This is a genomic window from Microbacterium sp. NPDC087589, assembly GCF_044743635.1.
GTDB lineage: Bacteria > Actinomycetota > Actinomycetes > Actinomycetales > Microbacteriaceae > Microbacterium.
Genome location: NZ_JBIUWV010000008.1, coordinates 102,136 through 128,395, shown reverse-complemented (window position 1 = coordinate 128,395; position 26,260 = coordinate 102,136). Strand labels below are relative to the sequence as shown.

The 26,260-nt window shown below is 67.8% G+C and carries 25 protein-coding genes; 9 read left to right on the top strand and 16 right to left on the bottom strand.

Annotated elements, in window-relative coordinates:
* Positions 1–4: 4 nt before the first annotated feature.
* The 8 genes from ACIOU8_RS16220 to sdhC all read right to left on the bottom strand — a co-directional run bounded on the left by ACIOU8_RS16220 (position 5) and on the right by sdhC (position 7,588).
* Positions 5–862 carry a hypothetical protein gene (locus tag ACIOU8_RS16220; protein WP_400791655.1) on the bottom strand — a complete coding sequence of 286 codons (858 nt, stop codon included), beginning with the start codon at positions 860–862 and terminating at the stop codon, positions 5–7.
* 24 nt (positions 863–886) lie between these two features.
* Positions 887–1,891: a tryptophan--tRNA ligase gene (trpS, locus tag ACIOU8_RS16215; protein ID WP_400791653.1), complete on the bottom strand. Its 1,005-nt coding sequence runs from the start codon at positions 1,889–1,891 to the stop codon at positions 887–889.
* Positions 1,892–1,958: 67 nt separating this feature from the next.
* Positions 1,959–2,801 (bottom strand): exodeoxyribonuclease III, encoded by an 843-nt coding sequence (locus ACIOU8_RS16210; RefSeq protein ID WP_400791651.1) that lies wholly within the window; start codon positions 2,799–2,801, stop codon positions 1,959–1,961.
* Positions 2,802–2,811: 10 nt separating this feature from the next.
* A complete protein-coding gene (locus tag ACIOU8_RS16205) occupies positions 2,812–4,017 on the bottom strand; it encodes a YihY/virulence factor BrkB family protein (RefSeq protein WP_400791648.1) in 1,206 nt (401 codons plus the stop codon).
* Positions 4,018–4,094: 77 nt separating this feature from the next.
* The gene (locus ACIOU8_RS16200) at positions 4,095–4,862 is read right to left on the bottom strand and encodes a succinate dehydrogenase iron-sulfur subunit (protein WP_400791646.1); all 768 of its coding nucleotides are present in this window, start codon (positions 4,860–4,862) and stop codon (positions 4,095–4,097) included.
* Positions 4,863–4,864: 2 nt separating this feature from the next.
* Positions 4,865–6,691 (bottom strand): succinate dehydrogenase flavoprotein subunit, encoded by a 1,827-nt coding sequence (sdhA, locus tag ACIOU8_RS16195; protein WP_400791643.1) that lies wholly within the window; start codon positions 6,689–6,691, stop codon positions 4,865–4,867.
* A 19-nt stretch (positions 6,692–6,710) separates the two neighbouring features.
* The gene (locus tag ACIOU8_RS16190; protein ID WP_290160414.1) at positions 6,711–7,154 is read right to left on the bottom strand and encodes a succinate dehydrogenase hydrophobic membrane anchor subunit; all 444 of its coding nucleotides are present in this window, start codon (positions 7,152–7,154) and stop codon (positions 6,711–6,713) included.
* Positions 7,154–7,588, bottom strand: a complete 435-nt coding sequence (gene sdhC / locus ACIOU8_RS16185; RefSeq protein WP_072591539.1) for a succinate dehydrogenase, cytochrome b556 subunit — start codon at positions 7,586–7,588, stop codon at positions 7,154–7,156. Before sdhC ends, ACIOU8_RS16190 begins: the two co-directional genes overlap by 1 nt.
* 179 nt (positions 7,589–7,767) lie before the next feature.
* Between sdhC and ACIOU8_RS16180 the strand changes: the two genes are divergently transcribed.
* From ACIOU8_RS16180 to ACIOU8_RS16140, 9 genes are all read left to right on the top strand, one after another.
* A complete protein-coding gene (locus ACIOU8_RS16180; RefSeq protein WP_400791641.1) occupies positions 7,768–8,883 on the top strand; it encodes a mannose-1-phosphate guanylyltransferase in 1,116 nt (371 codons plus the stop codon).
* A 147-nt stretch (positions 8,884–9,030) separates the two neighbouring features.
* The gene (locus tag ACIOU8_RS16175; protein ID WP_400791639.1) at positions 9,031–10,143 is read left to right on the top strand and encodes a BMP family protein; all 1,113 of its coding nucleotides are present in this window, start codon (positions 9,031–9,033) and stop codon (positions 10,141–10,143) included.
* Between the two features lie 162 nt (positions 10,144–10,305).
* Positions 10,306–11,820, top strand: coding sequence for an ABC transporter ATP-binding protein (locus ACIOU8_RS16170; protein WP_400791637.1), 1,515 nt, complete (start codon positions 10,306–10,308; stop codon positions 11,818–11,820).
* Positions 11,817–13,136 carry an ABC transporter permease gene (locus ACIOU8_RS16165; RefSeq protein WP_400791635.1) on the top strand — a complete coding sequence of 440 codons (1,320 nt, stop codon included), beginning with the start codon at positions 11,817–11,819 and terminating at the stop codon, positions 13,134–13,136. Before ACIOU8_RS16170 ends, ACIOU8_RS16165 begins: the two co-directional genes overlap by 4 nt.
* Complete coding sequence (locus ACIOU8_RS16160; RefSeq protein ID WP_400791633.1) at positions 13,133–14,419, top strand: ABC transporter permease; 1,287 nt, start codon at positions 13,133–13,135, stop codon at positions 14,417–14,419. Before ACIOU8_RS16165 ends, ACIOU8_RS16160 begins: the two co-directional genes overlap by 4 nt.
* 7 nt (positions 14,420–14,426) lie before the next feature.
* On the top strand, positions 14,427–14,846 hold the full coding sequence (locus ACIOU8_RS16155; protein WP_400791631.1) for a cytidine deaminase: 420 nt from the start codon (positions 14,427–14,429) through the stop codon (positions 14,844–14,846).
* Positions 14,843–16,135, top strand: a complete 1,293-nt coding sequence (locus ACIOU8_RS16150) for a thymidine phosphorylase (RefSeq protein WP_400791630.1) — start codon at positions 14,843–14,845, stop codon at positions 16,133–16,135. Before ACIOU8_RS16155 ends, ACIOU8_RS16150 begins: the two co-directional genes overlap by 4 nt.
* Before the next feature lie 52 nt (positions 16,136–16,187).
* Positions 16,188–17,303, top strand: a complete 1,116-nt coding sequence (locus tag ACIOU8_RS16145) for an adenosine deaminase (protein WP_400791628.1) — start codon at positions 16,188–16,190, stop codon at positions 17,301–17,303.
* Between the two features lie 3 nt (positions 17,304–17,306).
* On the top strand, positions 17,307–18,407 hold the full coding sequence (locus ACIOU8_RS16140) for a polysaccharide deacetylase family protein (protein ID WP_400791625.1): 1,101 nt from the start codon (positions 17,307–17,309) through the stop codon (positions 18,405–18,407).
* A gap of 25 nt (positions 18,408–18,432) precedes the next feature.
* On the opposite strand, the gene ACIOU8_RS16135 is transcribed toward ACIOU8_RS16140, so the two are convergent.
* From ACIOU8_RS16135 to ACIOU8_RS16100, 8 genes are all read right to left on the bottom strand, one after another.
* A complete protein-coding gene (locus ACIOU8_RS16135) occupies positions 18,433–19,182 on the bottom strand; it encodes an alpha/beta hydrolase (protein WP_400791622.1) in 750 nt (249 codons plus the stop codon).
* A gap of 48 nt (positions 19,183–19,230) precedes the next feature.
* Positions 19,231–20,535: a flavin-containing monooxygenase gene (locus ACIOU8_RS16130; protein ID WP_400791620.1), complete on the bottom strand. Its 1,305-nt coding sequence runs from the start codon at positions 20,533–20,535 to the stop codon at positions 19,231–19,233.
* An 85-nt stretch (positions 20,536–20,620) separates the two neighbouring features.
* A complete protein-coding gene (locus tag ACIOU8_RS16125) occupies positions 20,621–21,778 on the bottom strand; it encodes a mannitol-1-phosphate 5-dehydrogenase (RefSeq protein WP_400791618.1) in 1,158 nt (385 codons plus the stop codon).
* Complete coding sequence (locus ACIOU8_RS16120; RefSeq protein ID WP_400791617.1) at positions 21,778–22,209, bottom strand: PTS sugar transporter subunit IIA; 432 nt, start codon at positions 22,207–22,209, stop codon at positions 21,778–21,780. The genes ACIOU8_RS16125 and ACIOU8_RS16120 overlap by 1 nt, the downstream gene beginning before the upstream one ends.
* A gap of 67 nt (positions 22,210–22,276) precedes the next feature.
* A complete protein-coding gene (locus ACIOU8_RS16115) occupies positions 22,277–23,911 on the bottom strand; it encodes a PTS mannitol transporter subunit IICB (RefSeq protein ID WP_400791615.1) in 1,635 nt (544 codons plus the stop codon).
* Positions 23,908–25,593 (bottom strand): phosphoenolpyruvate--protein phosphotransferase, encoded by a 1,686-nt coding sequence (gene ptsP / locus ACIOU8_RS16110; protein WP_400791613.1) that lies wholly within the window; start codon positions 25,591–25,593, stop codon positions 23,908–23,910. The genes ACIOU8_RS16115 and ptsP overlap by 4 nt, the downstream gene beginning before the upstream one ends.
* The gene (locus ACIOU8_RS16105) at positions 25,590–25,871 is read right to left on the bottom strand and encodes an HPr family phosphocarrier protein (protein ID WP_400791611.1); all 282 of its coding nucleotides are present in this window, start codon (positions 25,869–25,871) and stop codon (positions 25,590–25,592) included. Before ACIOU8_RS16105 ends, ptsP begins: the two co-directional genes overlap by 4 nt.
* Positions 25,868–26,185, bottom strand: a complete 318-nt coding sequence (locus ACIOU8_RS16100; RefSeq protein WP_400791609.1) for a PTS sugar transporter subunit IIB — start codon at positions 26,183–26,185, stop codon at positions 25,868–25,870. The genes ACIOU8_RS16105 and ACIOU8_RS16100 overlap by 4 nt, the downstream gene beginning before the upstream one ends.
* Between the last annotated feature and the right edge of the window lie 75 nt (positions 26,186–26,260).

Genomic DNA, 26,260 nt, shown 5'->3' with positions numbered 1-26,260 from the left:
CACCTCACGGCATGAAGCCGGTCGCGGTGCCGGTCGACAGAGTCACCAGCAGCACGACCCAGAAGATGATCGGGCCGAGCACCGCGACGACGAGTGCCGTGATGCCCGCGCCGCGCGCCTGCTTCTTGCGGATCGCGATGATGCCGATGACGATGGCAGCGATGCCGAGGACGGTGCCCGTCCAGAATGCGATCTCGGCCCACAGCACCTGATCCCGCGCGGGAGCGAGGATCGACAGGAAGTCGGGATCGGTCGTGTCGAAACCGCTCGGCAGACGACTGCCGATCTCGAATCCCGCGACTCCGGCGACGATCGGCGTGACGACAGCGGCCACGATCGCCAGGATGAGCGCCAGAACGCCGAGCAATCCGGACTTCTTCTCCCCGGTGGCCGGCGCCCGGTACTCGCCCGCAGGCGCCGCGTAGCCGCCGACCGGAACCTGATAGGCGCCGGGAGGAGCCGCCTGGTAGGTCGGCGCACCGGGCTGCTGACCCGTGAGATGCGGGTACACGGGGGCTCCCGTCGGAGCCGGGTATGCCGGCGCGGGCTGACCGGCGGAGAACGTCTGACTCGGCGCGGCAGGAGCGGGGAAGGACGGCTCGCTGTGCCCGGAGTGAGCCGAGGGAGGTGCGCCCTGGTATGCGGGAGGAGCGCCCTGGTAGGTCGGAGGAGCGCCCTGGTAGGCAGGAGGCGCCGGAGGCGTCGCATATGCAGGCGGTGCAGGCGGTGCAGGCGGTGCAGGCGGTGCCGGCGGTGTCGGTGACGACTCGGGCGAAATGAACTGCGGCTGCTCGTCGTCCGGCCGCGGCACAGGTGGAACAGGAGGGACGGCACCGGATGGGGGCTGCTGCGGATCAGTCACGCCCCCATCCTATGGCTGTCGAGGTCAGACGCGACGAAGCAGTCCGACCCGGTCGTAGACCGCTCCGAGAGTGGCGTCGGCGACGGCATCCGCGCGGGCGGCGTTCTGCGCGAGGATTCGATCGAGCTCGGCCGGGTCTTCGAGAAGCTCGAGGGCACGGGCCCGCACGGGCTCGAACTCGTTCACGACGACGTCGGCGAGTCCCTTCTTGAAGTCGCCGTAGCCGCGGCCCGCGTACTCGTCTTCGATCGCGGGAACCTGTCGTCCTGAGAGCGCTGCGTAGATGGTCAGCAGGTTGGAGACGCCGGGCTTGTTCTCCCGATCGAAGCGCACGGAGCCTTCGTTGTCGGTGACCGCGCGCATGATCTTCTTCGCCGACTTCGCCGGGTCGTCGAGCATCCACAGCACGCCCGCGTCGCTCTCTGCCGACTTCGACATCTTCGACGTCGGGTTCTGCAGGTCGTAAATGCGTGCCGTGTCCTTCTGGATCACGGGCCGGGGCACGACGAACGTCTCTCCGAACCGTGAGTTGAACCGCTCGGCGAGGTCGCGCGTCAGCTCGACGTGCTGCTTCTGGTCGTCGCCGACCGGCACGACGTCGGTCTGGTAGAGCAGGATGTCGGCGGCCATCAGCACCGGGTAGGTGAAAAGGCCCACGCTCGTGGCATCGGCGCCGTACCGAGCCGACTTGTCCTTGAACTGGGTCATGCGACCGGCCTCACCGAAACCGGTGATCGTCGAGAGGATCCAGGCGAGCTCTGCGTGCGCGCGCACGTGCGACTGCACGTACAGCGTCGACAGCGAGGGCTCGATGCCTGCGGCGATGTACTGGGCGGCGGTGCGACGTGTCTTCTCACGCAGTTCTGCCGGGTCCTGCGCGACTGTGAGCGCATGCAGGTCGACGACCGAGAAGTACGCGTCGTAGGAAGTCTGCAGGTCACGCCACTGGAGGAGCGCTCCGATGTAGTTGCCGATCTGCAGAGAGTCGGCGGAGGGCTGCATTCCTGAGTAGAGGCGAGGTTTCGTCACGGTATCAATCCTAAGCGGCGCCGGTCGTGCCCGATCGCGTGGCTGACGCACGGAGTCGAGCTGCGAATCAGTAGGTGTAGTCGACCACGACCGGCGCGTGGTCGCTCCAGCGCTGGTCATACGCGGCTGCGCGAGCGACGTGGTACGCGGTCGCACGCTCTGCGAGCGTAGGGGTCGCCAGGTGGTAGTCGATCCGCCACCCGGAGTCGTTGTCGAACGCCTGCCCGCGCATCGACCACCAGGTGTAGGGGCCGTCGACCTCGCCGTGGAAGGCGCGTCCGACGTCGATCCATCCGAGCCCGGTGCCGGTGGAGCCGTCGACGCCCTCGACCGTCTCGCCCGCCGCCCCGAGGAACCGGTCGAAATACGCACGCTCGCGAGGGAGGAAACCGGCCTTCTTGCGGTTGCCACGCCAGTTCTTGATGTCGAGCTCGCGATGGCCGACGTTCAGGTCGCCGGTCACGAGGGCGAGCGCGCCGTCAGCGGCGCCGAGCTCTGCGAGCCGCACGCCGAACGCGTCGAGGAACTTCCACTTCTCCTCCTGCTTCGGTGTGTCGGCCTCGCCGCTGTGCACGTAGGCGCTGACCACCGTGAGCGGGCTGCCGCCGATCAGGAAGTCGGCTTCGATCCAGCGGCCCTTCGAGTCGAAGTCGGCGTCGCCGAAATCGGTTCGGGAGTCGATCGCCGGCTCACGGCTCGCGATCGCCACACCGGCGCGGCCCTTGGCCGTCGCCTCGTCGTGCACGAACGTCCAGCCGGGAAGCGCGGCCTCGAGGTGCTCGTCCTGCCCGCGAACCTCCTGCAGGGTCAGGATGTCGACGTCGGCCGCATCGAGCCAGCCGCTCATGCCGTTGCGAGCCGCCGCTCGGATTCCGTTGACATTGACCGAGGCGATACGCAGATGAGGCATGCTCACCAGCCTAACGAGGGCCGCCGACATCCTTGGACGGACGCTGCAGCTCGGCCAGCAGGCGCTGGGCGAAGGCTGAGCTCGCATCGACGGGCGGGGGAGCGGAGGCCTCCAGCTCGCCGAGCTCCTGCTCGGCCGCGCGCACGGCTCTGGCGGCGGCCCAGGTGCGATACCACGGGGCCGCCTCGCGAGCCTCTCGTGCTTCGCGCGCACGAATGCGGGCTGCGGCCACCAGGGTCTGGTGCTCGGCCGCTCGCCGCTCCGCGTCGGACTGAGCCAGAAGCGGCAGGTCACGATCCTTCGCCGCGACGGCGATCCACGAGGAGGCGACCAGCATCACCACGCCGTTGACGCGGAACCACAGCAGGAGGCCGATGAAGATCGCGAACGTGGCGAGCAGGGGATTCGTCGGCGTGTAGCTCAGGAGGTATCCCGCACCGAACTGGAGGATCGTCATCGCCCCGCCGCCGAGGAGCGCGCCCGGCCAGATCGTGCTCCAATGCAGGGATGTGCCGGTGAGGAAGCGCACCATCGCCGCGAGTGCGCCCGACAGCAGCGCGAACGACACCAGCACCGTGCCGATCCGGATGCTGGTGAGGCCGTCGAGGGCGGATCCCCATCCGATCAGGCTCAGGATCCAGCTCATGGCGACCGCGCTGGCGGAGCTGAGCAGGGAACCGGCGATCAGCGACGCTCCGAAGATCAGCGCGGCGAGCAGATCCCGCGCCTTCAGGATGACGTAGCTGCGGCGGTCGGGCGGCAGACCGAAGATGTCGCGCGTCGCTCGCCGCGAGAACGTCACCCAGCCGATGGCCGTCCAGATCACGGTTCCGAGCGCGATCAGACCGGTGATGCTGAGGAGCCCGGTCGTGCTGACCGCGATGTCCTGCACCTGCTGCGGGGTGAACACCCCGCCCTCGTCTTGGATCAGGTTGGGGATGTAGCTGTTGATGATGTCGATCAGCCCGTCGACCGCCTGGGTGCTGCCGCCGAGCCAGAGGCCGGCGATGGCGAACGCGAGGTAGATCGCCGCGAAGATCGCGAACAGGGCCTGGTAGCTCACGCCCGCGGCGAGGAGGAACCCGTTGTGCTGCAGGAAATGCCGCCACACGCGCACGGGGAACAGCCCGAGCGTGCGCTGCGTCAGCGCGGTCGCCCGTTCCACGGCCGCGTCGAGGCGGCGGGGCTCGCTCTCAGCGTCAGCGGGATCAGACACATCCTCACCCTATCCACACAAAGAGAACGGGCGGAGTCCCGTGAAGGAGTCCGCCCGTGGCCGTCAGCGCGTGAGAGTCAGGGACGACCGCGCAGCACTGCCTGCTTGACCTCGGCGATGGCCTTGGTGACCTCGATGCCGCGCGGGCACGCCTCGGAACAGTTGAAGGTCGTGCGGCAGCGCCACACTCCCTCCTTGTCGTTGAGGATGTCGAGGCGAACCGCGGCGTTGTCATCGCGGGAGTCGAAGATGAAGCGGTGCGCGTTCACGATCGCCGCCGGGCCGAAGTACTGTCCGTCGGTCCAGAAGACGGGGCACGACGAGGTGCACGCGGCGCAGAGAATGCACTTGGTGGTGTCGTCGAAGATCTCCCGATCGGCGATCGTCTGGACGCGCTCCTTGCCCTTCTCCGGCACGGAGTTCGCGACGAGGAAAGGCTGCACCTCGCGGAACGACGCGAAGAACGGCTCCATGTCGACGACGAGATCCTTCTCGAGCGGCAGCCCCTTGATCGCCTCGACGTAGATCGGCTTCGAGATGTCGAGGTCCTTGATCAGCGTCTTGCAGGCAAGGCGGTTGCGGCCGTTGATGCGCATGGCGTCGGAGCCGCAGATGCCGTGGGCGCACGAGCGGCGGAAGGTCAGCGAGCCGTCGACCTCCCACTTGATCTTGTGCAGCGCGTCGAGCACACGGTCGGTCGAGTAGAGCTCCACGTCGTAGTCGACCCAATGGGGCTCGGCGTCGACCTCGGGGTCGAACCGGCGGATGTTGAACGTGACGATGAACGACTGGATGCCTGTCTCCTGCGTCGTGTCCGCGGGAGCTTCTGCGATGGCGTTCGACATGCTCAGTACTTCCTCTCCATCGGCGGGTAGTTCAACTCGCCCTGCTCGTTCTTCGTGAACACGACCGGTTTCCAGTCGAGCTTGATGTGATCGCTCGGAGTGGAGGAGTGCGGATCACCCGTCAGATAGGCCATCGTGTGCTGCATGTACTTCTCGTCGTTGCGAGTGGGGAAGTCGTCGCGCATGTGGCCGCCGCGGCTCTCCTCGCGGTTCTGCGCGGCGTAGACGACGACCTCTGCGATGTCGAGCAGGAAGCCCAGCTCGACGGCCTCGAGCAGATCGGTGTTGAACCGCTTGCCCTTGTCGTCGACGTGCACGTTCATGTACCGGTCGCGCAGTTCCTTGATGACACCCAGCACGTGCTCCAGCGACTCGTGCGTGCGGAAGACCTGCGCGCCCTTGTCCATCTCGTCCTGCAGCGCCTTGCGGAGCACGGCGATGCGCTCGGTGCCCTGGTTGTTGCGCAGGCCCTCGAGCATGCCGGCGACGAAGCCGGCGGGGTTCTCCGGCAGCGGCACGAACTCGGCGGTCTTGACGTACTCCACCGCATTGCGTCCCGCGCGCTTGCCGAACACGTTGATGTCGAGCAGCGAGTTGGTGCCGAGACGGTTGGCGCCGTGCACCGAGACGCAGGCGCACTCGCCGGCGGCGTAGAGACCCGGGACGACCGTGGTGTTGTCGGCGAGGACCTCTGCGTCGTTGTTCGTGGGGATGCCGCCCATCGCGTAGTGCGCAGTCGGCATCACCGGCACGGGCTCGACGACCGGGTCGACGCCCAGATAGGTGCGGGCGAACTCGGTGATGTCCGGAAGCTTGGTCTCGAGCACCTCGGCACCCAGGTGCGTGCAGTCCAGCAGCACGTAGTCCTTGTGCGGACCGGCTCCGCGGCCTTCGGCCACCTCCTGCACCATGCAGCGGGCGACGATGTCTCGAGGAGCGAGGTCCTTGATCGTCGGGGCGTAGCGCTCCATGAAGCGCTCGCCCGAGGCGTTGCGCAGGATGGCGCCTTCGCCGCGGGCGCCCTCGGTGAGGAGGATGCCGAGGCCGGCGAGACCGGTCGGGTGGAACTGGAAGAACTCGAGGTCCTCGAGGGGGAGGCCCTTGCGCCAGACGATGCCGACACCGTCACCCGTGAGGGTGTGCGCGTTAGAGGTCGTCTTGAAGATCTTGCCGAAGCCGCCGGTCGCGAAGATCACGGCCTTGGCCTGGAACACGTGCAGCTCACCCGTGGAGAGGTCGTAGGCGACGACGCCCGAGACCTGGGTCTTGCCGTCGGCATCCTTCACCGTGAGCAGGTCGAGCACATAGAACTCGTTGAAGAAGTTGATGCCGAGCTTGACGCAGTTCTGGAACAGCGTCTGGAGGATCATGTGGCCGGTGCGGTCGGCGGCGTAGCAGGCGCGGCGCACCGGGGTCTTGCCGTGCTCGGCGGTGTGGCCGCCGAATCGACGCTGGTCGATCTTGCCCTCGGGCGTGCGGTTGAAGGGCAGACCCATGTTCTCGAGGTCGATGACCGCGTCGATCGCCTCCTTGGCGAGGATCTCTGCAGCATCCTGGTCGACCAGGTAGTCGCCACCCTTGACGGTGTCGAAGGTGTGCCACTCCCAGCTGTCCTCCTCGACGTTCGCGAGCGCAGCAGCCATGCCGCCCTGTGCCGCACCGGTGTGCGACCGCGTCGGGTAGAGCTTGGAGATGACCGCGGTCTTCGCGCCGGAGCCTGCCTCGATGGCCGCTCGCATGCCGGCGCCGCCGGCGCCCACGATGACGATGTCGAACTGGTGGTAGTGCACGCCGTCGCGCACGACGGAATCCTGGGTCTCGGTAGTCACTTCTCGTATGCCTTCTCTTCTACTTGACCAGCGTCTGGCACTGTTCCCACAGTGTGCTCGACTCGGTCACGCCGAGGCACGGGTCGAAGGTGAAGACGACCAGGGTGCCGAGGATGATGAGCAGGGCTGCGGCCAGGCCGAGGGCCCAGATCAGCGCCTTGCGAGCGGTGTTGTTCGTCACGTAGTCGTTGACGATCGTGCGCATGCCGTTGGCCCCGTGGATCAGCGCGAGCCAGAGCATGATGACGTCCCACCACTGCCAGAACGGTGTGGCGAACTTGCCGGCGATGAACGCGAAGTCCAGGGCGTGGATGCCCTCGCCCACCATCAGGTTGATGAACAGGTGGCCGAAGATGAGCACGACGAGCACGACGCCGGAGGCGCGCATGAAGAGCCAGCCCCACTTCTCGAGGTTGAATCCGCGCTGGCGGCGGACAGGGGCTGCGACGGTCTGAGCGGTCATCAGTGTCCTCCTCCGAAGCCGGCGAACGCGAGCATCAGGTGGCGAGGCACGAAGCCGGCCATGATGATGCCCCACACGAGGAGCACGCCCCAGAAGAGCTGGCGCTGGTATTTGGCGCCCTTCGACCAGAAGTCGACGGCGATGATGCGGAGGCCGTTCATCGCGTGGAACACGATGCCGGCCACCAGCACGACCTCGCCGAGCGCCATGATCGGGTTCTTATACGTGCCGATGACGGCGTTGTACGCCTCGGGGGAGACCCTGATGAGTGCAGTGTCGAGCACATGCACCAACAGGAAGAAGAAGATGGCGACTCCGGTGATGCGGTGAAGCACCCACGACCACATGCCTTCACGACCCCGATAGAGGGTGCCGCGGGGCGTCTTGGAAGTGGTTTCCGAAATCGACGGTGTCAAGCGAGCGCTTGTGGACACGGTCGTCCTCCCTGGATCGAAGTGACTCGGTCGCGTGCGGTGCGTCTTCCAAGCGTGAGCCTGCTGTCATCAGGCACGGCCGATCGGACACCATCCTATTCCCGTGAGGCGACCGCGGGCGACGAAGGGGAGCCTAAGTGTCTCGATGTCGAGACTCTTCGTGGCGATACCCTTGCAGGGTGAGCCAACCCATCGAGAACTTCTACGCCGTGATCCCCGCCGGCGGAATCGGCAGTCGACTCTGGCCTCTCTCCCGTGCGGACGCGCCGAAATTCCTGCACGATCTCACGGGCTCGGGCCACTCGCTGCTGCGTGACACGTGGGACAGGTTGGAGCCGTTGGCCGGGGCCGATCGCATCGCCGTGGTCACCGGACGCGCCCACCGCGCGGCCGTGGAGGCGGAGCTGCCCGGAATACCGGATCTGAACGTGTTTCTGGAGTCGGAGCCTCGCGAGTCCGCGGCGGCGATCGGGTTGGCGGCCGCGATCCTGCATCGGCGAGACCCCGATGTGATCATCGGCTCGTTCAGCGCCGACCACGTCATCCGCAGCACGCGTGTGTTCGAGTTCGCCGTCCGCGACGCCGTCGAGGTCGCGCGGGAGGGGTACATCTGCACGATCGGCATCTCTCCGACCGAGCCCGCGATCGGCTTCGGCTACATCAAGAGGGGAGCGGAGCTCGTCGTCGAGGGGGCGCGCGAGGCCGCTCTGGTCGACAGCTTCGTCGAGAAGCCCGACCTCGACACCGCCAAGGCCTACTTCGCCGACCGCGGCTACCTCTGGAACGCCGGCATGTTCATCGCCAAGGCGAGCGTGCTGCTCGACGAGCTCGCCGCGAACGAACCGGCTCTGCATGCCGGACTGCTCGAACTCGCCGAGGCGTGGGACGACCGCGAGCGCCGTGGCCCCGCTGTGGATCGGATCTGGCCCGGGCTGAAGAAGATCGCGATCGACTATGCGGTGGCCGAGCCCGCTGCGCGACGCGGACGCCTCGCGGTCGTGCCCGGTCACTTCGACTGGGACGACGTGGGGGACTTCGCCTCTCTCACCAAGCTCATCAACAACGGTCGGAAGAACGACCTCGCCGTGCTCGGGCCCAAGGCACGCGTGCTGTCGGATGCCGCCAGCGGCATCCTGGTCAGTCAGACCTCTCGCGTGATCAGTCTGATCGGCGTCAAGGACATCGTGGTGGTCGACACCCCCGACGCCCTGCTCGTCACCACGGTCGAGCATGCGCAGCGGGTGAAGGGCGTCGTCGAGTCCCTCAAGCTGACCGGGCGGAGCGACGTGCTCTGATGAGCACGCACGGTCGCTCATCGGCTGTCTTGGTTTCAGGTTTGTAACCATTCGCCAGCGCCTCGCCCTCACATGTGCACAAAAGTCGAAACAGTAGGTAACTTTGAGCGATCCGCGAGGGCCGCGGCACCGTTCAGGAGGCATGAGTTGACCATCTCCACCACCAAGAAGCTGCTCGGCGCGACCATCGCCGCCGGCGTCGTCTTCGCACTCGCCGGCTGCGGCCAGGCTCCTACCGAATCGGGCGGCACCGGCGGCGGCGAGGCTGACTCCGACTTCATCCCCTGCCTCGTCTCGGACGCGGGCGGCTGGAACGACAAGTCGTTCAACCAGTCGGCCAAGGAGGGCATGGACCGCGCAGCGGAGACCCTCGGTGTCGACCCGATCGAGTTCGAATCGGCCAACGACAACGACTACGCGCCGAACCTCGAGACCGCTGTATCGGAGGGCTGCTCCCTCATCGTCGCCGTCGGCTTCAAGCTCTCGGCCGCGACCGTCGAGTCCGCTCTCGCCAACCCCGAGATCGACTACGCGATCATCGACGACTACGCCGACAACGACTTCGACGGCACCACCGATGCTCCCAACATCAAGCCTCTCGTCTTCGACACGGCTCAGGCCGCCTACCTCGGTGGCTACGCCGCGGCCGGCTGGTCTGCTGCATCGGGCGTGAACAAGGTCGGCACCTTCGGCGGAATGCAGATCCCGTCGGTCGCCGTGTTCATGGACGGCTTCCAGCTCGGTGTCGAGAAGTACAACGAGGACAAGTCGGGCGCCGTCGAGGTCTTCGGCTGGGACGCCGCCACGCAGAACGGCTCCTTCACCGGAGGGTTCGACGCGAACGACACCGCCAAGCAGACCGCCCAGGGCGTGCTCGACCAGGGCGTCGACGTGATCCTCCCGGTCGGTGGACCGATCTACCAGAGCGCAGCGGCGGCCATCGCCGACAGCGGCAAGGACACGCTGCTGGTCGGCGTCGACAGCGACCTCGCGGTGGCCGATGAGAGCGTGGCCGACGTCACGCTCTTCTCGATCATGAAGGCCATCGACGTGGCCGTCGAGGACGCGACCGTCGCCGCATCCGAGGGCGACTTCGACCCGGCTCCCTACATCGGGACGCTCGAGAACGAGGGCGTCAAGCTCTCGGGCTTCGGTGCCTTCGAGGGAGACCTGCCCGACGGGCTGCTCGACGAGATCGCGGCTCTGCAGGAGCAGATCATCTCGGGTGACATCACGGTGGAGTCGGAGAACTCCCCGTAAGCAGTTCACAATCCATGGCGGGGCGAGTGGTGCAAGCGGCCACTCGCCCCGCGCCGTGGACGGACGACGACGACTGTTCGCGGCGCATCCGGGCGATCCCCGTACGATGCGCCGAAGATTCTTCGGACTCTTCTGGATGACACTTCTGGATAAGGTGCAGATATGAAGCTCGAACTTCGCGGTATCACCAAGCGGTTCGGAACCCTGGTGGCCAACGACCACATCGACCTGGTCGTCGAGCCGGGGCAGATCCATGCGCTGCTCGGCGAGAACGGCGCAGGCAAGTCCACTCTGATGAACGTCCTCTACGGGCTCTATCAGGCCGATGAGGGCGAGATCCTCCTGGACGACGTCGTCCAGCGGTTCCGCGGCCCCGGCGACGCGATGAACGCCGGCATCGGCATGGTGCACCAGCACTTCATGCTCGTCCCCGTGTTCACGGTGGCCGAGAACGTCATGCTCGGCCACGAGCAGACCAAGGGCCTGGGCACCCTCGACATCACGAAGGCGCGTGAGCACGTCCGCGCAGTCGCCGCTCGCTTCGGCTTCGACATCGACCCCGACGCCATCGTCGGCGACCTCCCCGTCGGCGTGCAGCAGCGGGTCGAGATCATCAAGGCGCTCTCGCGCGACGCCAAGGTCCTGGTGTTCGACGAGCCCACCGCTGTGCTCACGCCGCAGGAGACCGACGAGCTGATGGGCATCATGCGCCAGCTCCGCGACGAGGGCACGGCGATCGTCTTCATCACCCACAAGCTGCGTGAGGTGCGCGAGGTGGCGGATACGATCACGATCGTCCGCCTCGGCCGCATCGTCGGCGAGGCGTCGCCCACGGCGACCAACGCCGAGCTGGCCTCTCTGATGGTCGGGCGCGCTGTCGAGCTCACGGTGCACAAGGATCCGCCGCGACTCGGCGAGGGCGGTCTCGACGTCAAGGGGCTGCGGGTGCTCACCACCGCCGGGGCGATCGTCGTCGACGGCATCGACTTCTCCGTGCGCCCAGGCGAAGTGCTCGCCGTGGCCGGGGTGCAGGGCAACGGGCAGACCGAGCTCGTCGAGGCCATCGTCGGCCTGGCGTCCAGGGTCGAAGGATCGATCACACTCGGGGGAACCGAACTGGTCGGCAAGAGCGTGCGAGCGATCCTCGACGCCGGCGTCGGCTTCGTGCCGGAGGACCGCACCGAGGACGGACTCGTCGCGGGCTTCTCCGTCGCGGAGAACCTGATCCTCGACCGCACGGGCGATGACGAGTTCAGCAGAGTCGGGACCATCCGCCGGTCCGCGCTCGAGGACTTCGCCCGCGCTCGCATCAGCGAATACGACATCCGCACGCAGGGGCCGCACACCCCGGCGGGGACCCTCTCGGGAGGAAACCAGCAGAAGGTCGTGATCGCCCGGGAGATGAGCCGCGAGCTCAAGCTGCTCGTCGCGGCGCAGCCGACGCGTGGCGTCGACGTCGGCTCCATCGAGTTCATCCACAAGAGGATCATCGAGACGAGGGACGCGGGCATTCCCGTCGTGGTCGTCTCGACCGAGCTCGACGAGGTGGCGGCTCTCGCCGACCGCATCGCGGTCATGTACAGAGGCACGATCGTCGGGATCGTTCCCGGCGACACCCCGCGCGAGACGCTGGGACTGATGATGGCGGGCGCCGCCGAGGGAGAGGTGGCCGCATGAGCGGTACGACGCCACAGGGGAGCGACTCGGCGGGCCAGGGATCCGCCGATCAGCTATCGGTGAACACGACCACGACGATGCGCGATTCCGGCGAGGTTCCACCGCCCCCGCGGGGCAATGTGATCCTGAAGGAGATGCTGCGCAGCAACGCCGTCACGACGATTCTCGCGATCTTCCTCGCGCTGGTCGTCGGCGGCATCCTGATCGCCATCACCAACGAGGACGTGCTGGAGGCCTCCGGCTACTTCTTCCAGCGTCCGAGCGACACCTTCGCCGCGATCTGGAACGCGGTCTACAACGGCTACGAGGCGCTCGTCCGCGGAGCGATCTTCAACGCACGCGGCGCGGACTTCGCCGCCCAGATCCGTCCGCTGACGAACACGCTGGGCTTCGCAGCGCCACTGATCGCCGCCGGCCTCGGCGTCGCACTCGCCTTCCGCGTCGGCCTGTTCAACATCGGTGCACGCGGTCAGATGCTGATCGGCGTCGCCGCCGCCGGGCTGTTCACCTTCCAGCTCGACCTGCCGTTCTGGCTGCACATCCCGGTGACCCTGATCGCCGGGATCGCCGGCGGCGCACTGTGGGGTGCGATCGCCGGTCTGCTCAAGGCACGCACGGGCGCCCACGAGGTCATCCTCACGATCATGCTCAACTACGTGGCGTACTACCTGCTGCTGTGGATGATCCGCACCCCCGGGCTGCTGCAGAAGCCGGGCACGAACCAGGCCCTCGGCTACGCGACCCCTGAGAGCGCGCAGTTCCCCGAGCTCCTCGGGCCGCAGTTCCCGCTGCTCGACCTCGGGTTCGTAATCGTGATCATCGCGACCCTCTTCGTCTGGTGGCTGATCGAGCGCTCCTCGCTCGGAATGCGGATGCGCGCCGTGGGCGAGAACCCGCACGCCGCGCGCGCGGCCGGAATCAGCGTGCAGCGCGTCTACGTCTACGCCATGCTGCTCGCCGGCGCTCTCGCCGGTCTCGCGGGCATGAACCAGGTTCAGGGTGCGGTCACGACCGGTATCACCGAGACGATCGACGCCGGGATCGGCTTCGACGCGATCACCGTCGCCCTGCTCGGCCGCAGCCGCGCGTGGGGCACCTTCGCCGCCGGCATCCTGTTCGGCGCACTCAAGGCCGGATCGTTCTCGATGCAGGCGCAGGACATCCCCGTCGACATCGTGCTCGTCGTGCAGTCGCTCGTCGTGCTGTTCATCGCCGCGCCGCCGCTGCTGCGCGCGGTGTTCTTCCTGCCGAAGTCCGACCTCGAGAAGGCGGCCAAGGCGAGAGCCAAGGCCGCGAAGAAGGCGGTGACCGCATGACCTCCCTCGTCCAGAGCGAAGCCGCCGACGGAACCGTGCAGCTCGCCACCGTGCGCGAGCGGCACCTGAAGGCACCGATCGTCCTCGCCGCAGCCACCGCGCTGCTGGCGCTCCTGATCCTGCTCGTGCCGCGCAGCGGCACCAGCACCTTCCGGCTCAACGACCCGACGTCCCCGATCGCACTGCCTGATGTGGCGCTGCCGACGGGGCCGACCAGCTGGGTCGTCATCGTGATCCTCGTGCTGCTGTCGGTGCTCGCTTTCCTGCGGGCGTGGACGTACCGCAAGCCCTCGATCTGGCTGGTGATCGCGTTCAGCGTCATCGCGGTCTTCGGGTTCCTCGTGTGGGCGAGTGCGGGGGGTCTCGTTCCGGTCAGCAGCCTGCTGTTCGGAGCCGTCTCCCTTTCCGTCCCCCTCGTGTTCGGCGCCCTCGGCGGCGTCATCGGCGAGCGGGCGGGCGTGGTCAACGTCGCCATCGAAGGCCAGCTGCTGCTCGGAGCCTTCTCGGCCGCGCTGCTCTCGAGCATCACCGGCAGCCCGTTCATCGGACTGCTGGGCGCCATGCTCGGCGGCGTGCTCGTCGCAGCCGTGCTGGCCTCGTTCGCGATCAAGTACCTCGTCGAACAGGTGATCGTCGGTGTGGTGCTCAACGTGCTCGTCAGCGGGCTGACCGGGTTCCTCTACGGCGCGCTGCTCGCCCCGAACGAAGCCGAGCTCAACACTCCGGTGCGCTTCAGCCGCATCGAGATCCCGATCCTCAGCGACATCCCGATCATCGGGCCGGTGCTCTTCAACCAGACGTTCATCGTCTATCTCATGTTCATCACCGTCGCCATCGTCGCCTGGGGGCTGTACCGCACGAAGTGGGGACTCCGCGTACGAGCCGTGGGAGAGCACCCGCAGGCCGCTGACACCGTCGGCATCAAGGTCAACGCCACGCGATTCTGGAACGTGCTGCTCGCGGGCGCGATCGCCGGCATCGGCGGTGCCTACTTCACGCTCGTGTCGGTGCCGCAGTTCGGAAAGGACATGACGGCCGGTCTCGGCTTCATCGCTCTCGCCGCGGTGATCTTCGGACGCTGGGATCCGATTCGCGCGACTCTCGCCGCGCTGCTGTTCGGCTTCGCGACGAACCTGCAGAACCTGCTGTCGATCCTCAAGACACCGATCCCCGGCGAGTTCATGCTGATGCTCCCGTATGTCGTGACGCTGCTCGCGGTCGCCGGCTTCGCCGGTCAGATCCGCGGACCGGCGGCCAGCGGCAAGCCATACATAAAGTCCTAGGAGAGACATGACTGACATCGACTGGGACGAGCTTCGCCAGGTCGCGACCGACGCCATGACCAGGGCCTACGCGCCGTATTCGCGGTATCGGGTCGGAGCCGCCGCCCTCGTCGGCGACGGTCGTATCGTCGCCGGCTGCAACGTCGAGAACGCGTCCTACGGAGTGACCCTGTGTGCCGAGTGCGCACTGGTGGGTGACCTGCACATGTCGGGCGGCGGCCAGCTCGTCGCCTTCGTGTGCGTGAACAACGACGGGCAGACGATCATGCCGTGCGGCCGCTGCCGCCAACTGCTCTACGAGCACGCGATGCCCGGGATGCTGCTGGAGACCGTCTCCGGCATCCGGACCATCGATGAAGTACTGCCGGATGCGTTCGGCCCCCGAGCCCTTCGACAGGCTCAGGAACCGGAAGGAGAGTGGAGATGAGCGTTGAGCCCTTCGACGCCGTCGATGTGATCCGTGCCAAGCGCGACGGAGGTGCCGTGCCCGAGAAGGCGCTGCGCTGGATGGTCGACGCCTACACGCGTGGATATGTGTCGGACGCGCAGATGGCCTCGTTCGCGATGGCCGTCTTCCAGCGCGGCATGGAGCGCGATGAGATCCGTGTGCTCACCGACGCGATGATCGCCTCGGGGGAGCGGATGAGCTTCGCGACCCTCGGCAAGAAGACCGTCGACAAGCACTCGACCGGAGGGGTGGGCGACAAGATCACCCTGCCGCTCGCACCGCTGGTCGCCGTGTTCGGCGTCGCAGTGCCGCAGCTCTCGGGCCGCGGGCTCGGCCACACGGGCGGAACGCTCGACAAGCTCGAGTCGATCCCCGGCTGGCATGCCGCGCTCAGCAATGACGAGATGTTCGCGCAGATGCAGGGCGATGTGGGCGCGGTGATCTGCGCGGCAGGATCGGGTCTCGCTCCCGCAGACAAGAAGCTCTACGCACTGCGTGACGTCACCGGCACGGTCGAGGCGATCCCGCTGATCGCGTCGAGCATCATGTCGAAGAAGATCGCCGAAGGCACGGACGCGCTGGTGCTCGACGTGAAGTTCGGCTCGGGTGCGTTCATGCAGGACATCGATCGGGCACGCGAACTCGCGCGCACGATGGTCGCGCTCGGCACCGACTCCGGCGTCGCCACGACCGCGCTGCTCACCGACATGAACGTGCCGCTCGGCCGTGCGATCGGCAACGCCAACGAGGTCCGCGAATCGGTCGAGGTGCTGGCGGGCGGAGGCCCCGCGGACGTCCGCGAGCTGACGATCGCCCTGGCGCGCGAGATGCTCGCGCTCGCCGGACAGCCGGACGCCGATGTCGAGGCCGCTCTCGACGACGGACGCGCGATGGACGGCTGGAAGGCCATGATCCGTGCGCAGGACGGCGACCCGGACGCACCGCTGCCGACGGCACACGAGACGCACGTGGTCACCGCCCCCGCCGACGGCGTGGTGTCTCAGCTCGACGCGCTGCCCTTCGGCATCGCGGCGTGGCGTCTCGGCGCAGGACGCGCGCGGGCCGAGGATCCGGTGATCTTCGAAGCGGGCATCGATCTGCACGCCAAGCCCGGTGACCGCGTCGTGGCCGGTCAGCCGCTCTTCACCCTTTCCGCCGCCGATGAGGCGCGGTTCCCGCGCGCCCTCGAGGCGCTCGAGGGCGCGTGGGCGATCGGTGACGAGGCTCCGGCTGCGGGGCCGATCGTGCGCGAGCGCATCACGGCCTGATCCGCCGACCGCTAGCCTGAACACAGCGAATCCGCGACCGAGAGGAATCCCCATGTCGATCGACGCGAACGGCGATGTCACCATTCAGGGGGCGTCTCTGCGAGGCCTGCCCAAGGTGTCGTTGCACGACCACCTCGACGGCGCAGTGCGCCCGTCGACCATCATCGAGCTGGCGGATGAGATCGGCGTCGACGTGCCGGAGTCGAACCCGGCCGCTCTCGGCAAGTGGATCGCGAAGAAGAGCGACTCCGGTTCGCTGGTCGAGTACCTCAAGACGTTCGATCTGACGACGGCCGTCATGCAGACGACGGAGGGGCTGACCCGCGTCGCACGCGAGTTCGTGCAGGATCTCGCGCACGACGGAGTGATCTATGGCGAGGTTCGCTGGGCACCCGAACAGCACCTCACCCGCGGTCTCTCGCTCGAGCAGGCCGTCGAGGCCGTGCAGCAGGGCATCGAGGAGGGGGAGGACGCCGCTGACCGCGACGGCCACAGCATCCGCGTCGGACAGCTGATCACCGCGATGCGGCATACCGACCGCTCTCGGGAGATCGCAGAACTCGCGGTCGGGTTCCGTGGGCGCGGGGCCGTCGGCTTCGACATCGCCGGCCCCGAGGACGGCTTCCCGGCCTCGAACCATCGGGCCGCCTTCGACTACCTCGCGGAGAACTTCTTCCCCGTCACGGTGCATGCGGGGGAGGCAGCCGGCCCGGCCTCGATCAGGTCGGCGCTCATCGACGGGCGAGCCCTGCGACTCGGCCACGGCGTGCGCATAGCCGAGGATCTGCACGTGATCACCCAGGAAGGCGACGAGGTGCAGGTTCAGTTCGGCGACCTCGCCCGCTGGGTACGCGACCGCGAGATCCCACTCGAGCTCTCACCGTCATCGAATCTGCAGACCGGGGCGGTGGCGGCGTGGGGCGACACTCTCGCCGACCACCCGTTCGACCTGCTCTATCAGCTCGGCTTCGCCGTCACGGTGAACGTCGACAACCGCACGATGAGTGCCACGTCTCTCACGCGTGAGCTCGCCCACCTCGTCGAGACGTTCGAGTACGACCTCGACGACCTCGAGACCTTCCAGTTCAACGCCGCGGCCGGAGCCTTCCTGCCGGTCGAGGAGCGCGAGGAGCTCGTGGAGATGATCGCCGACGGATTCGACATCTAGACCATGGCTTCCGGGGGGAAGCGGCGCCGCATCGGCGTCGCACTGGTCTTCAGCGCCGTCATCGTGCTCGCGGCAGGCACGGCAGCGGCATTCGCCTGGTCGACGCGCGCGCCGGAGAGCATTCCGCGCGCCGGCGCTGCCGTCATCGAGCGTCCGCTGACTCCCGCTCAGCAGCTCCTCGCCGATGCCGACGACCCGCTGGCGTGCGCGGTGAGTCTCGTCGGCGACGGAGCCCCGGCCGAGCCCATGCTGCAGCGGCAGGACGCGCTCTATGCGGCTCTTCCGATCCTCGCGCAGGACGGGCGGGTGTTCGCGGGGTGGTACACGACAGAGGCGGATGCTGCCGTATACACCGTCGCCGCCCGGATCAACGGCGCCGACCCCGTCGCCTGCGTCGATCAGCAGACCGAGCTGTTCGCCGGCTGGACGACCCCTGAGGCGAACGCCGCTGCCGATGTGCAGGTGCCGATCCTGATGTACCACCAGTTCACGGCGAACCCGGACGGCGAGTCCGGGTGGCTGCGCGGCAACTACGCGTACATCGGCGACTTCGAGGCGCAGATGACTCACATCGCGACGACGGGGTTCTATCTTCCGACCTGGGACGAGCTCAGCGCGTTCATCGACGGACGCCTCTCGCTGCCTGCCCGCTCGGTGATCATCACCGACGACGACGCCGACCAGACGTGGTTCGACCTCGCCGTGCCGGTGATCGAGCGGAACAGACTCCTGTCGACGTCGTTCATGATCACGGCGTACCGACAGGACCCGCCGCCGTCGATCTACGTGCTGCGCCGGTCGCACACCCACGACATGCACCAGGCCGGAGAGAACGGCAAGGGCCGGATGACCAACTGGACGGCCGACGAGATCGCGGCCGACCTGAACGTCTCGGGCGATGTGCTCGGGGTGCGCGAGGTGATCGCGTATCCGTTCGGACACCACAACGACACCGCGAAGCAGGGCGTGGCGCAGGCCGGCTTCGAGATGGCGCGGACCATCGAGCCCGGGTACGTCGAGATCGGAACGGACAAGCTCGCGCTGCCGGTCGTCCGCATCGACTACGGCATGGGGCTGGACTCGCTGATCAAGCGGATCGGCTGAGCAGAGCAGAGCAGAGCAGATCAGATCAGCCCTGGGGAAGCGCGGCCATGAAGGGGATCAGGATGTCGGCGACCTCGGAGTGCATCTCGTCGTCCGTGACGGTCGGCGTCCCGTCTCCCGCCTGGGGGCCGTAGTCGCCGAAGGATGCGTGGGACGCGCCCTCGATCTCGATCATCTCGGCATCCGCCGGGAGCAGGTCGCGGGCCGCGTCGATCTTCGCGGGCGTCGAGAGTCCGTCCTCGCTGCCCGAGATGCTCAGCACGGCGAGATCGGTGTCGGAGACATCGTTCGAGCAGTACGACCCGAACAACACGAGCGCCTCGGCATCTGCAGCGAGCTGGCAGGCGCGCACGCCGCCCAGCGAGTGACCGCCGATCGCCCACTCGTCGATCGCGGGGGCCGCAGACGTGAAGGAATCCAGGCCGCGCAGATCGAAGAACGCCAGGTTCAGCCACGGACGCGTGATCACGACCGTCACGCCCTCTTCGGCGAGGCTCTGCAGGATCGCGGCGTACGCCCACGGATCGACCTTCGCCCCGGGGATGAACACGAGACCCGTCTCGGACTCGCCGTCTGCGGGCGTGAGGACGATTCCCTGATCGGCGTCTTCGACGTGGATCGCCGGGTTCTCTCGGACGCTCGCGAGCGGTGCCTTCTCGGCGGGCATCACTCCGATCTGGCTCCAGACGACGATCCCGCCGATTCCGAGCACGAGGACGGCGACGACTCCCCAGACGATCACTTTCAGGACACGACGGCCACGCTTCTTCTGCACGGGATCAAGGTTAGAGCCCGCGCATGTGAACCACCTCGGCGCAGCGGATCACGGCCGCAGCCCACTCGGGTTCTCCAGGGCGTGCTTCTCTCGGCGGGCGGCTCCTCGGTAGGCGTCCTTGTTGACGTAGTAGGCCATGCGGTCGATGCCGAGGTAGCGATAGCCGCCGGTGAGATCGGGCCACGGCTCCGAGTTCACCCGGTCTCGGAACCGCGTCGCGGTGGCCGGAGCGTGTTCGACGGCGTCGAGGTAGGTCGCGAGCAGGTCGGCCTGCTCGTATCGTCCCTGCCATCCGATCCCGGATGCCTCGATCATGCCCATCACGTAGAGACCGTTGAACGAGGCGGGGAAGATGTGCAGGAACAGCCGAGGAGCCGCGCCGCGCCAGTGCAGGTGCGAGCGGTCGACGAACGGATAGTCGAGCGTGTAGCCGGTCGCGAGGAGCACGAGGTCGTAGTCGTCCGCCGTGCCGTCGCGGAACCGCACGGTCGCCCCGTCGAACCGGTCGACGTCCGGGCGAATGCTCAGGTCGCCCTGGCCGAGGTGGTTGAGGATCATCGTGTTCACGATCGGATGGGATTCGTAGATGCGATAGTCGGGCTTCGGGAATCCGAACCGCACCGGATCGCCGGTGAACGCCCTGAGCACGCGACTGTCGACGGCCTGCTTGATGCGCGCGGGCAGCGGACGCCCCTGGTTGAGCGTGTCGCTCGGTCGGCCGAAGAGATAGCGCGGGACGAAGTAGTAGCCGCGACGCACGCTCATGTCGACGGACGCGGCGTGGTGCACGGCATCCACCGCGATGTCGCAACCCGAATTGCCCGCGCCGATCAGGAGCACGCGCTTGCCTGCGAGCTGGGCGGGGGACCTGTAGGCGCTCGTGTGCATCAGCTCACCGGTGAAGGTGCCTGCGAATGCCGGGATGTTCGGCTCGGCCAGGGTGCCGTTCGCGAGCACGACGCCGGCGTACCACCTGGTCTGCTCGCCCTCGGGACCGTCGCTGGTGAGGTCCCAGCCGCCGCCCTGCGGTGCGAGGCGGGTGACCCTCGTCTCGAACCGGAAGTGGCTGGTGAGCCCGAAATGGTCGGCGTAGTCGCGGAAGTACTGCCGCAGCACACGGTGCCCCGGGTAGTCGGCCGTCGATCGCAGGGGGAACTCGGTGAACTCGGTGGTGGTGCGTGACGAGATCAGATGCGCCGACTCGTACATCGTGCTGCGCGGATTGCCGATGTCCCAGAGACCGCCGACCCCTGCAGAGGCCTCGTACCCATCGATGCCGATCCCGCGCCTCGTGAGCGCGCGGGCGGCAGCGAGTCCTGACGGCCCCGCGCCGATGACGGCGTATCTGTTCATACTGCTCCCGCACCTCGCTGTGCGCGCATCTGCGCCCTCCGCCGATCGTATCGGCAGAGGGCGCAGATGATGCGTGCAGCGGCGCTCAGGAGGCGTTCAGAGCCGTCTGGCGCGAGATCACGGCGTCGCGCACCGCGGGGAAGAGCGGATGCTCGGGATCCAGTCCCGTCGTGCGCACGGTGAAGTCGAGAGCGTCCTCGGTGCGCAGGGCCTCCTGCATCTCGACCGCCTGCTCGTCGTCGGGCGCGTCGAACTCCAGCGCGGCGGTGACGGCGCCGACCAGAGCGATGGTCGACAGCCCCCGCTCTGCGGCCATCGCGGCGGGCCCGATGAACCGCTCGTGCCGCGAGATCTTGCGCAGTGGCTGTCGCCCGACGCGCTGCACGGTGTCGACGAGAGCCGGATTGCGGAACCGCTCGAGGATCGTCGTGCGGTACCGGGCGAGTTCGGCGGGGTCGAGGCCGTGCTCGGCGACGAGAACCGCAGAGGTCTCTTCGAGCGTGGCCGACACGCGAGCGGCGATGTCCGGATCCGCCAGCGCATCCGAGATGCGCTCGATGCCGGCGCGAGCGCCGAAGTACGCCGTCGCGGCATGCCCCGTGTTCACCGTGAAGAGCTTGCGCTCGATGTAGGGGGCGAGGTTCTCGACGAAGTGCGCTCCGGGGATCTTCGGCAGCGCGCCGCCGAAGGACTCCGACTCGATCGCCCACTCGAAGTACGGCTCGACCGTGACGTCCACTCCGCCGTCCGCGGGCTGCCCCGGCACGATGCGATCCACCGCGGTGTTCGCGAACACCGCGCGCGAGAGCAGCTCCTCGGCATCCACTCCCGCAGCCTTCGCGATCTCCGCACGGAGCGTGTCGGTCGCGCCGATCGCGTTCTCGCACGCCATGACCTGCAGCGGGGCGGCGCCGGCGGAGCGGCGGGCGAGGCCTGCCACGATCGTCGGAGCCACGAAACGCAGCACAGTCGGCCCGACCGCCGTCGTGACCACATCGGCGGTCGCGACCTCGTCGGCGACGGCATCCGGATCTGTCTTGCTGTTCACCGCGCGGAAGCCGGTGACCACGTGATCGGTGCCGCCGGGGCCCGCCTCGTGCACGGTGTAGGAGTCGACGGCGTTGATCGCGTCGACCAGTGCGTCGGCGACGTCGGAGAACACGACCTCGTACCCGCCCTCGTGCAGGAGCAGCCCGACGAAGCCTCGGCCGATGTTGCCTGCGCCGAAGTGGACCGCCTTCATCAGTCGTTCACCGCCGAGAGCAGGGCATACAGCTCGTCGGGGGTCTGTGCGGCGTTGAGCTTCGCGACGTCGTCGTCGTCCGAGAACAGGATCGCGATCTGCGAGAGGATCTCGAGGTGCTCGTCGCCGCGTCCGGCGATGCCGATCACGAAGGTCGCCGGTTCACCGGCCCAGTCGACGCCGCCGTCGTAGCGCACGACCGAGAGCGCCGATGCGAGGATCGCATCCTTGGTGTCGTTCGTGCCGTGCGGGATCGCCAGACCGTTGCCCATGTAGGTCGACACCGTCTCCTCGCGCTGACGCATCGCGTCGACGTAGGCGGGGGTGACGGCGCCGACGGACACGAGGATGTCCGTGGCCTCCTGCAGAGCCTCCTGCTGGGTGCTGGAGCCTGAGTGGATGCGGACCTGGTCGAGGGTGAGAACGCTCATGGTGATTCCTTCTTTCTGAGAATGTGGGGGCGGGGCGGGTGCCGTGGCATCCGCCCCGCCCGGTCTGTCACGCGTCGGAGTCGCGCTGTTCGCGCACCATCTCGACGACCTCTTCATACTTCGGAGAGTTCATGAAGTTGTCGACGGACACGTGGATCGAGTTCGGCGACTGCGCCTGCGCCCGGTCGGTCAGCTGCTGCTGCGTGATGACCAGGTCGGCGGTGCCGTCGAGGTTCGCGATGGCCTGGTTGGTGACGGTGATGCCCTCGACCCCTGCCTTCTTGAACTTGTTGCGCAGCACGCTCGCGCCCATGGCGGACGAGCCCATGCCGGCGTCGCACGCGAACACGATGTTCTCGATGCGGCGGTCGGTGGTGACGCCTGCGGCTGCACCTGCGGCTGCACCGGCAGCGCCTGCGCCCGAGGAGACCCGCAGCGCGTCCATCGCGGCGGAGGACTTGCCCTTGTTCGCCTCGGTCTGAGCGATCGCGTCGCCGAAGCTGTCTCCCTCGGCCTCGAGGTCGCGCTTGCGGGAGGCCCGCAGGATGACCCCGGTGATGAGGAACGTGACGACCGCGGCGATGACGACCGACAGGTACACGACCAGCAGGTTGCCGACGCCAGGGCCGACGGCTGCGGCGGTCACGGCGATGATGCTGCCGGGAGCTGCCGGGAAGGCCAGGCCGCCGCCGAGCACCATGTTCGTGGTCACACCGGCTGCGCCACCCGCGATCAGCGCGAGGATCGTGGTCGGCTTGCTCAGCGCGTACGGGAAGTAGATCTCGTGGATGCCACCGAAGAACTGGATGATCGCAGCTCCCGGTGCGGATGCCTTCGCAGCGCCGACGCCGAAGAAGGTGAACGCGAGCAGCAGGCCGAGGCCGGGTCCGGGGTTCGCCTCGATCAGGAAGAGGATCGACTTGCCCGTCTCCGCGGCCTGCTCGATGCCGAGCGGGGTGAACACGCCGTGGTTGATGGCGTTGTTGAGGAACAGCACCTTCGCGGGCTCGACGATGATCGAGACGAGCGGCAGCAGGTTCAGCGCGACCAGCCAGTCGACCGCACCGCCGAGCACCGCGCTGATGCCGAGCATCACGGGGCCGAAGGCGAAGAAGCCGAAGATCGCGAGGAGCATGCCCAGGATGCCGGCGGAGAAGTTGTTCACCAGCATCTCGAAGCCGGGGCGGATCTTGCCGTCCCACAGTCTGTCCATCTGCTTGGTGAGCCAGGCCGCAAGCGGTCCCATGATCATCGCGCCGAGGAACATCGGGATGTTCGTGCCGACGATGACACCCATCGTCGCGATCGTCGCCACGACGCCGCCGCGCTCGCCGTAGACCATGCGGCCGGCGGTGTTCGCGATCAGGAGGGGCAACAGGTAGGTGACCATCGGGCCGACCAGGCCGACGTAGCCGAAGAAGTTGCCGTCGGCACCTTCGGCTACGGCGGTCATCGCGCCCTGCCAGCCGATGATCGCGGAGTCACCGCCACCGCCGACGATCTCGGCGACCGGGTACCAGTGCCAGCCGAACGGACTGTCGACGCCGAAGAAGCCGGCAGGGATGAACAGCATCGTGATGAATCCCCACGCGATGAACGCGGCGATGTTGGGCATGATCATGCCCGAGAGGAACGTGCCGAAGCGCTGCACGCCCGTTCTGAGGCCGCCAGCCTTCGTGGCTGCGGGTGACGTCGTCGTCATGATGTCGTCTCTTTCTGGTGAGGGGGAAGGGGTGCCGCGGCGTCAGCCACGGCGAGGCGAGCACCGGCGGCGTCGTCGGCCGCCAGTGCGAGTTCGGCGAAGTTGCGGGCTTCGTCGAGAGTGTGCTGCGACAGGGTGTGCCGCACGTCTGCGAGGGCCGACGGCGCCATCGAGAGACTCGTCGCGCCGAGCCCCACGAGCACGACGGCGAGCATCGGATCGGCGGCAGCCTCGCCGCAGATCCCGACCGGCTTGCCGAGGCGAGCGCCTGCTGCACCGACCTCGCGCACGAGTCGGAGCACGGCGGGGTGCCACGGATCCTGGAACGCGGCGACCGAGCCGAGCATCCGGTCTGCGGCCATCGTGTACTGCGTGAGATCGTTGGTGCCGATCGAGGCGAAGTCCGCGTGCGCGAGCACACGGTCGGCGAGCAGCGCGCTCGCCGGGATCTCCACCATCACACCGGCGGTCTTCAGGCCGTATTCTCGGGCGAGCGAGGTGAAGTACTGGGTCTCCTCGACGGTCGCGACCATGGGCGCCATGACCCACAGGTCGGCCTCGGTGGCGGCGTCCGCCTCGGCCAGCGCCGTGAGCTGCTCGCGCAGGATGTCCTCGCTCGCGCGGAGTGCACGCAGCCCGCGGAGTCCGAGCGCGGGATTCTCCTCGTGAGCGTCGTTGAGGAAGGCCAGCGGCTTGTCGGCCCCCGCGTCCAGCATCCGCACGACGACCTTCTGGCCCGGGAAGGCTTCGAGCAGCTGCCGATACGACTCGCGCTGCTGCTGCACCGTCGGAGCCTGCGCTGAGGAGAGGAACAGGAACTCGGTGCGGAACAGCCCGACGCCCTCAGCCCCACGTTCGACGGCATCCGATGCGTCTGCAGGTTTCCCCAGATTCGCCAGCAGCGGGATCCGAGTGCCGTCGGCGAGGGCGCCGGGGGTCAGCGGTGCGGCGTCCGCCGAGCGGCGGGCGGCTGCGCGCTGCTCGGCGCGCGTCTTCTCATCGTCGGACGGATCGACCGTCACGATCCCGGCGGCGGCATCGACGATGACGGGGCTGCCGGTGACGAGCTCGGATGCGGATGCTGCGCCGACGATCGCGACGATGCCCTTCTCGCGGGCGAGGATCGCGGTGTGCGAGGTGGGCCCGCCGTCGAACGTGATCAGAGCGAGCACCTGATCGAGGTTCAGCAGCGCGGTGTCAGCCGGGGCGAGGTCTCGGGCGACCAGGACGAACGGGTGCCCCGGATCGGGGACTCCCGGTGCGTCGACGCCGCGAAGACGCGCGAGCACCCGCTGGGCGATGTCATCGAGGTCGGCTGCGCGCTCGCCGAGGTAGCCGCCGACGGCTTCGAGCGTCGCGCGGAACCCCGCGAACGCGTCATGCACCGCCCATTCGGCCGTCGCGCCGTCGTCGATGCGGGTGTCGACCTCATCCTGAAGCGTCGGGTCCTCGGCGATCATCGCCTGCGCCTCGAGCACCTCCTGCGCCGAGCCGCCTGCGGCCTCGCCGCGTGCGGTGAGCTCCTGGGCGACCGCGGCGACAGCCTCACGCACCCGTGCGCGCTCGGCGTCGACACCCTGGGTGCTGGGAGTCTTCTCGGGAGCGGGCAGCGGCTCGGTCATGCGGACGACGACGCCCTGGGCGACTCCGAGACCGATCCCGACTCCTCTGAGCTCGCTCACGCGCCGGCGTCCTGGTCGTGATCGGTCGTGAGCAGTTCGGTGAGCGTGTCGAGCACGCCTTCGGCGCTGTCGCCCTCGGCGGTCAGCGTGACGTAGTCGCCGTGCTCGACCGCGAGCGCGATGACGCCGAGGATGCTGGCCGCGTTGACCGCCTTGCCCGAGTCCTTCGCGATGGTGACGGGAACACCTGAGTCCTTGGCCGCCTGTGCGAAGAGCTTCGCCGGACGGGCGTGAAGTCCATGGGATGAGCCGATGCGGACGGTGCGAGAGACGGTCATGATGTTCCTTTCGGGGTGTTCCTGGCGTCGGCGACGATCGACCGAGCCAGCGCCAGCGTGCGGGTGCCGTCTCTGTCGGCGAAGACGTCGTCGGGGAGCACGGCCACCTGAGCAGGTGCGGTCTGTCGGATCGCTTCGAGGCGATCGGCGAGGTGAGGGCCGACGAGGATGAGGTCGTGGTCGCTGCCGGCGACGGACTGCTCCATGCCGGCTGCGGCGTCCCAGTCGAGGCCGGCCTCGGAGGCCGCTCGGCGGAGTCGTTGCGCGACGAACGTGCTCGACGCACCGGCGCCGCACACCACGAGGATCTTCATCGATGCTCACCTTTCCTGAGAACAGTCTGGGAAGAGTCGGGGTGCGGTCGCCAACACGTTCCTTTCCGCCCCTGC

Coding starts and splice junctions, on each gene's coding strand:
- ACIOU8_RS16115 (WP_400791615.1), bottom strand. CDS start 23,911: ATGACGACGACGTCACCCGCAGCCACGAAGGCTGGCGGCCTCAGAACG.
- ACIOU8_RS16210 (WP_400791651.1), bottom strand. CDS start 2,801: ATGCCTCATCTGCGTATCGCCTCGGTCAATGTCAACGGAATCCGAGCG.
- ACIOU8_RS16120 (WP_400791617.1), bottom strand. CDS start 22,209: ATGAGCGTTCTCACCCTCGACCAGGTCCGCATCCACTCAGGCTCCAGC.
- ACIOU8_RS16125 (WP_400791618.1), bottom strand. CDS start 21,778: ATGAAGGCGGTCCACTTCGGCGCAGGCAACATCGGCCGAGGCTTCGTC.
- ACIOU8_RS16200 (WP_400791646.1), bottom strand. CDS start 4,862: ATGTCGAACGCCATCGCAGAAGCTCCCGCGGACACGACGCAGGAGACA.
- ACIOU8_RS16170 (WP_400791637.1), top strand. CDS start 10,306: ATGAAGCTCGAACTTCGCGGTATCACCAAGCGGTTCGGAACCCTGGTG.
- ACIOU8_RS16140 (WP_400791625.1), top strand. CDS start 17,307: ATGGCTTCCGGGGGGAAGCGGCGCCGCATCGGCGTCGCACTGGTCTTC.
- ACIOU8_RS16130 (WP_400791620.1), bottom strand. CDS start 20,535: ATGAACAGATACGCCGTCATCGGCGCGGGGCCGTCAGGACTCGCTGCC.
- ACIOU8_RS16105 (WP_400791611.1), bottom strand. CDS start 25,871: ATGACCGTCTCTCGCACCGTCCGCATCGGCTCATCCCATGGACTTCAC.
- ACIOU8_RS16145 (WP_400791628.1), top strand. CDS start 16,188: ATGTCGATCGACGCGAACGGCGATGTCACCATTCAGGGGGCGTCTCTG.
- ACIOU8_RS16150 (WP_400791630.1), top strand. CDS start 14,843: ATGAGCGTTGAGCCCTTCGACGCCGTCGATGTGATCCGTGCCAAGCGC.
- ACIOU8_RS16160 (WP_400791633.1), top strand. CDS start 13,133: ATGACCTCCCTCGTCCAGAGCGAAGCCGCCGACGGAACCGTGCAGCTC.
- ACIOU8_RS16155 (WP_400791631.1), top strand. CDS start 14,427: ATGACTGACATCGACTGGGACGAGCTTCGCCAGGTCGCGACCGACGCC.
- ACIOU8_RS16190 (WP_290160414.1), bottom strand. CDS start 7,154: ATGACCGCTCAGACCGTCGCAGCCCCTGTCCGCCGCCAGCGCGGATTC.
- ACIOU8_RS16165 (WP_400791635.1), top strand. CDS start 11,817: ATGAGCGGTACGACGCCACAGGGGAGCGACTCGGCGGGCCAGGGATCC.
- ACIOU8_RS16100 (WP_400791609.1), bottom strand. CDS start 26,185: ATGAAGATCCTCGTGGTGTGCGGCGCCGGTGCGTCGAGCACGTTCGTC.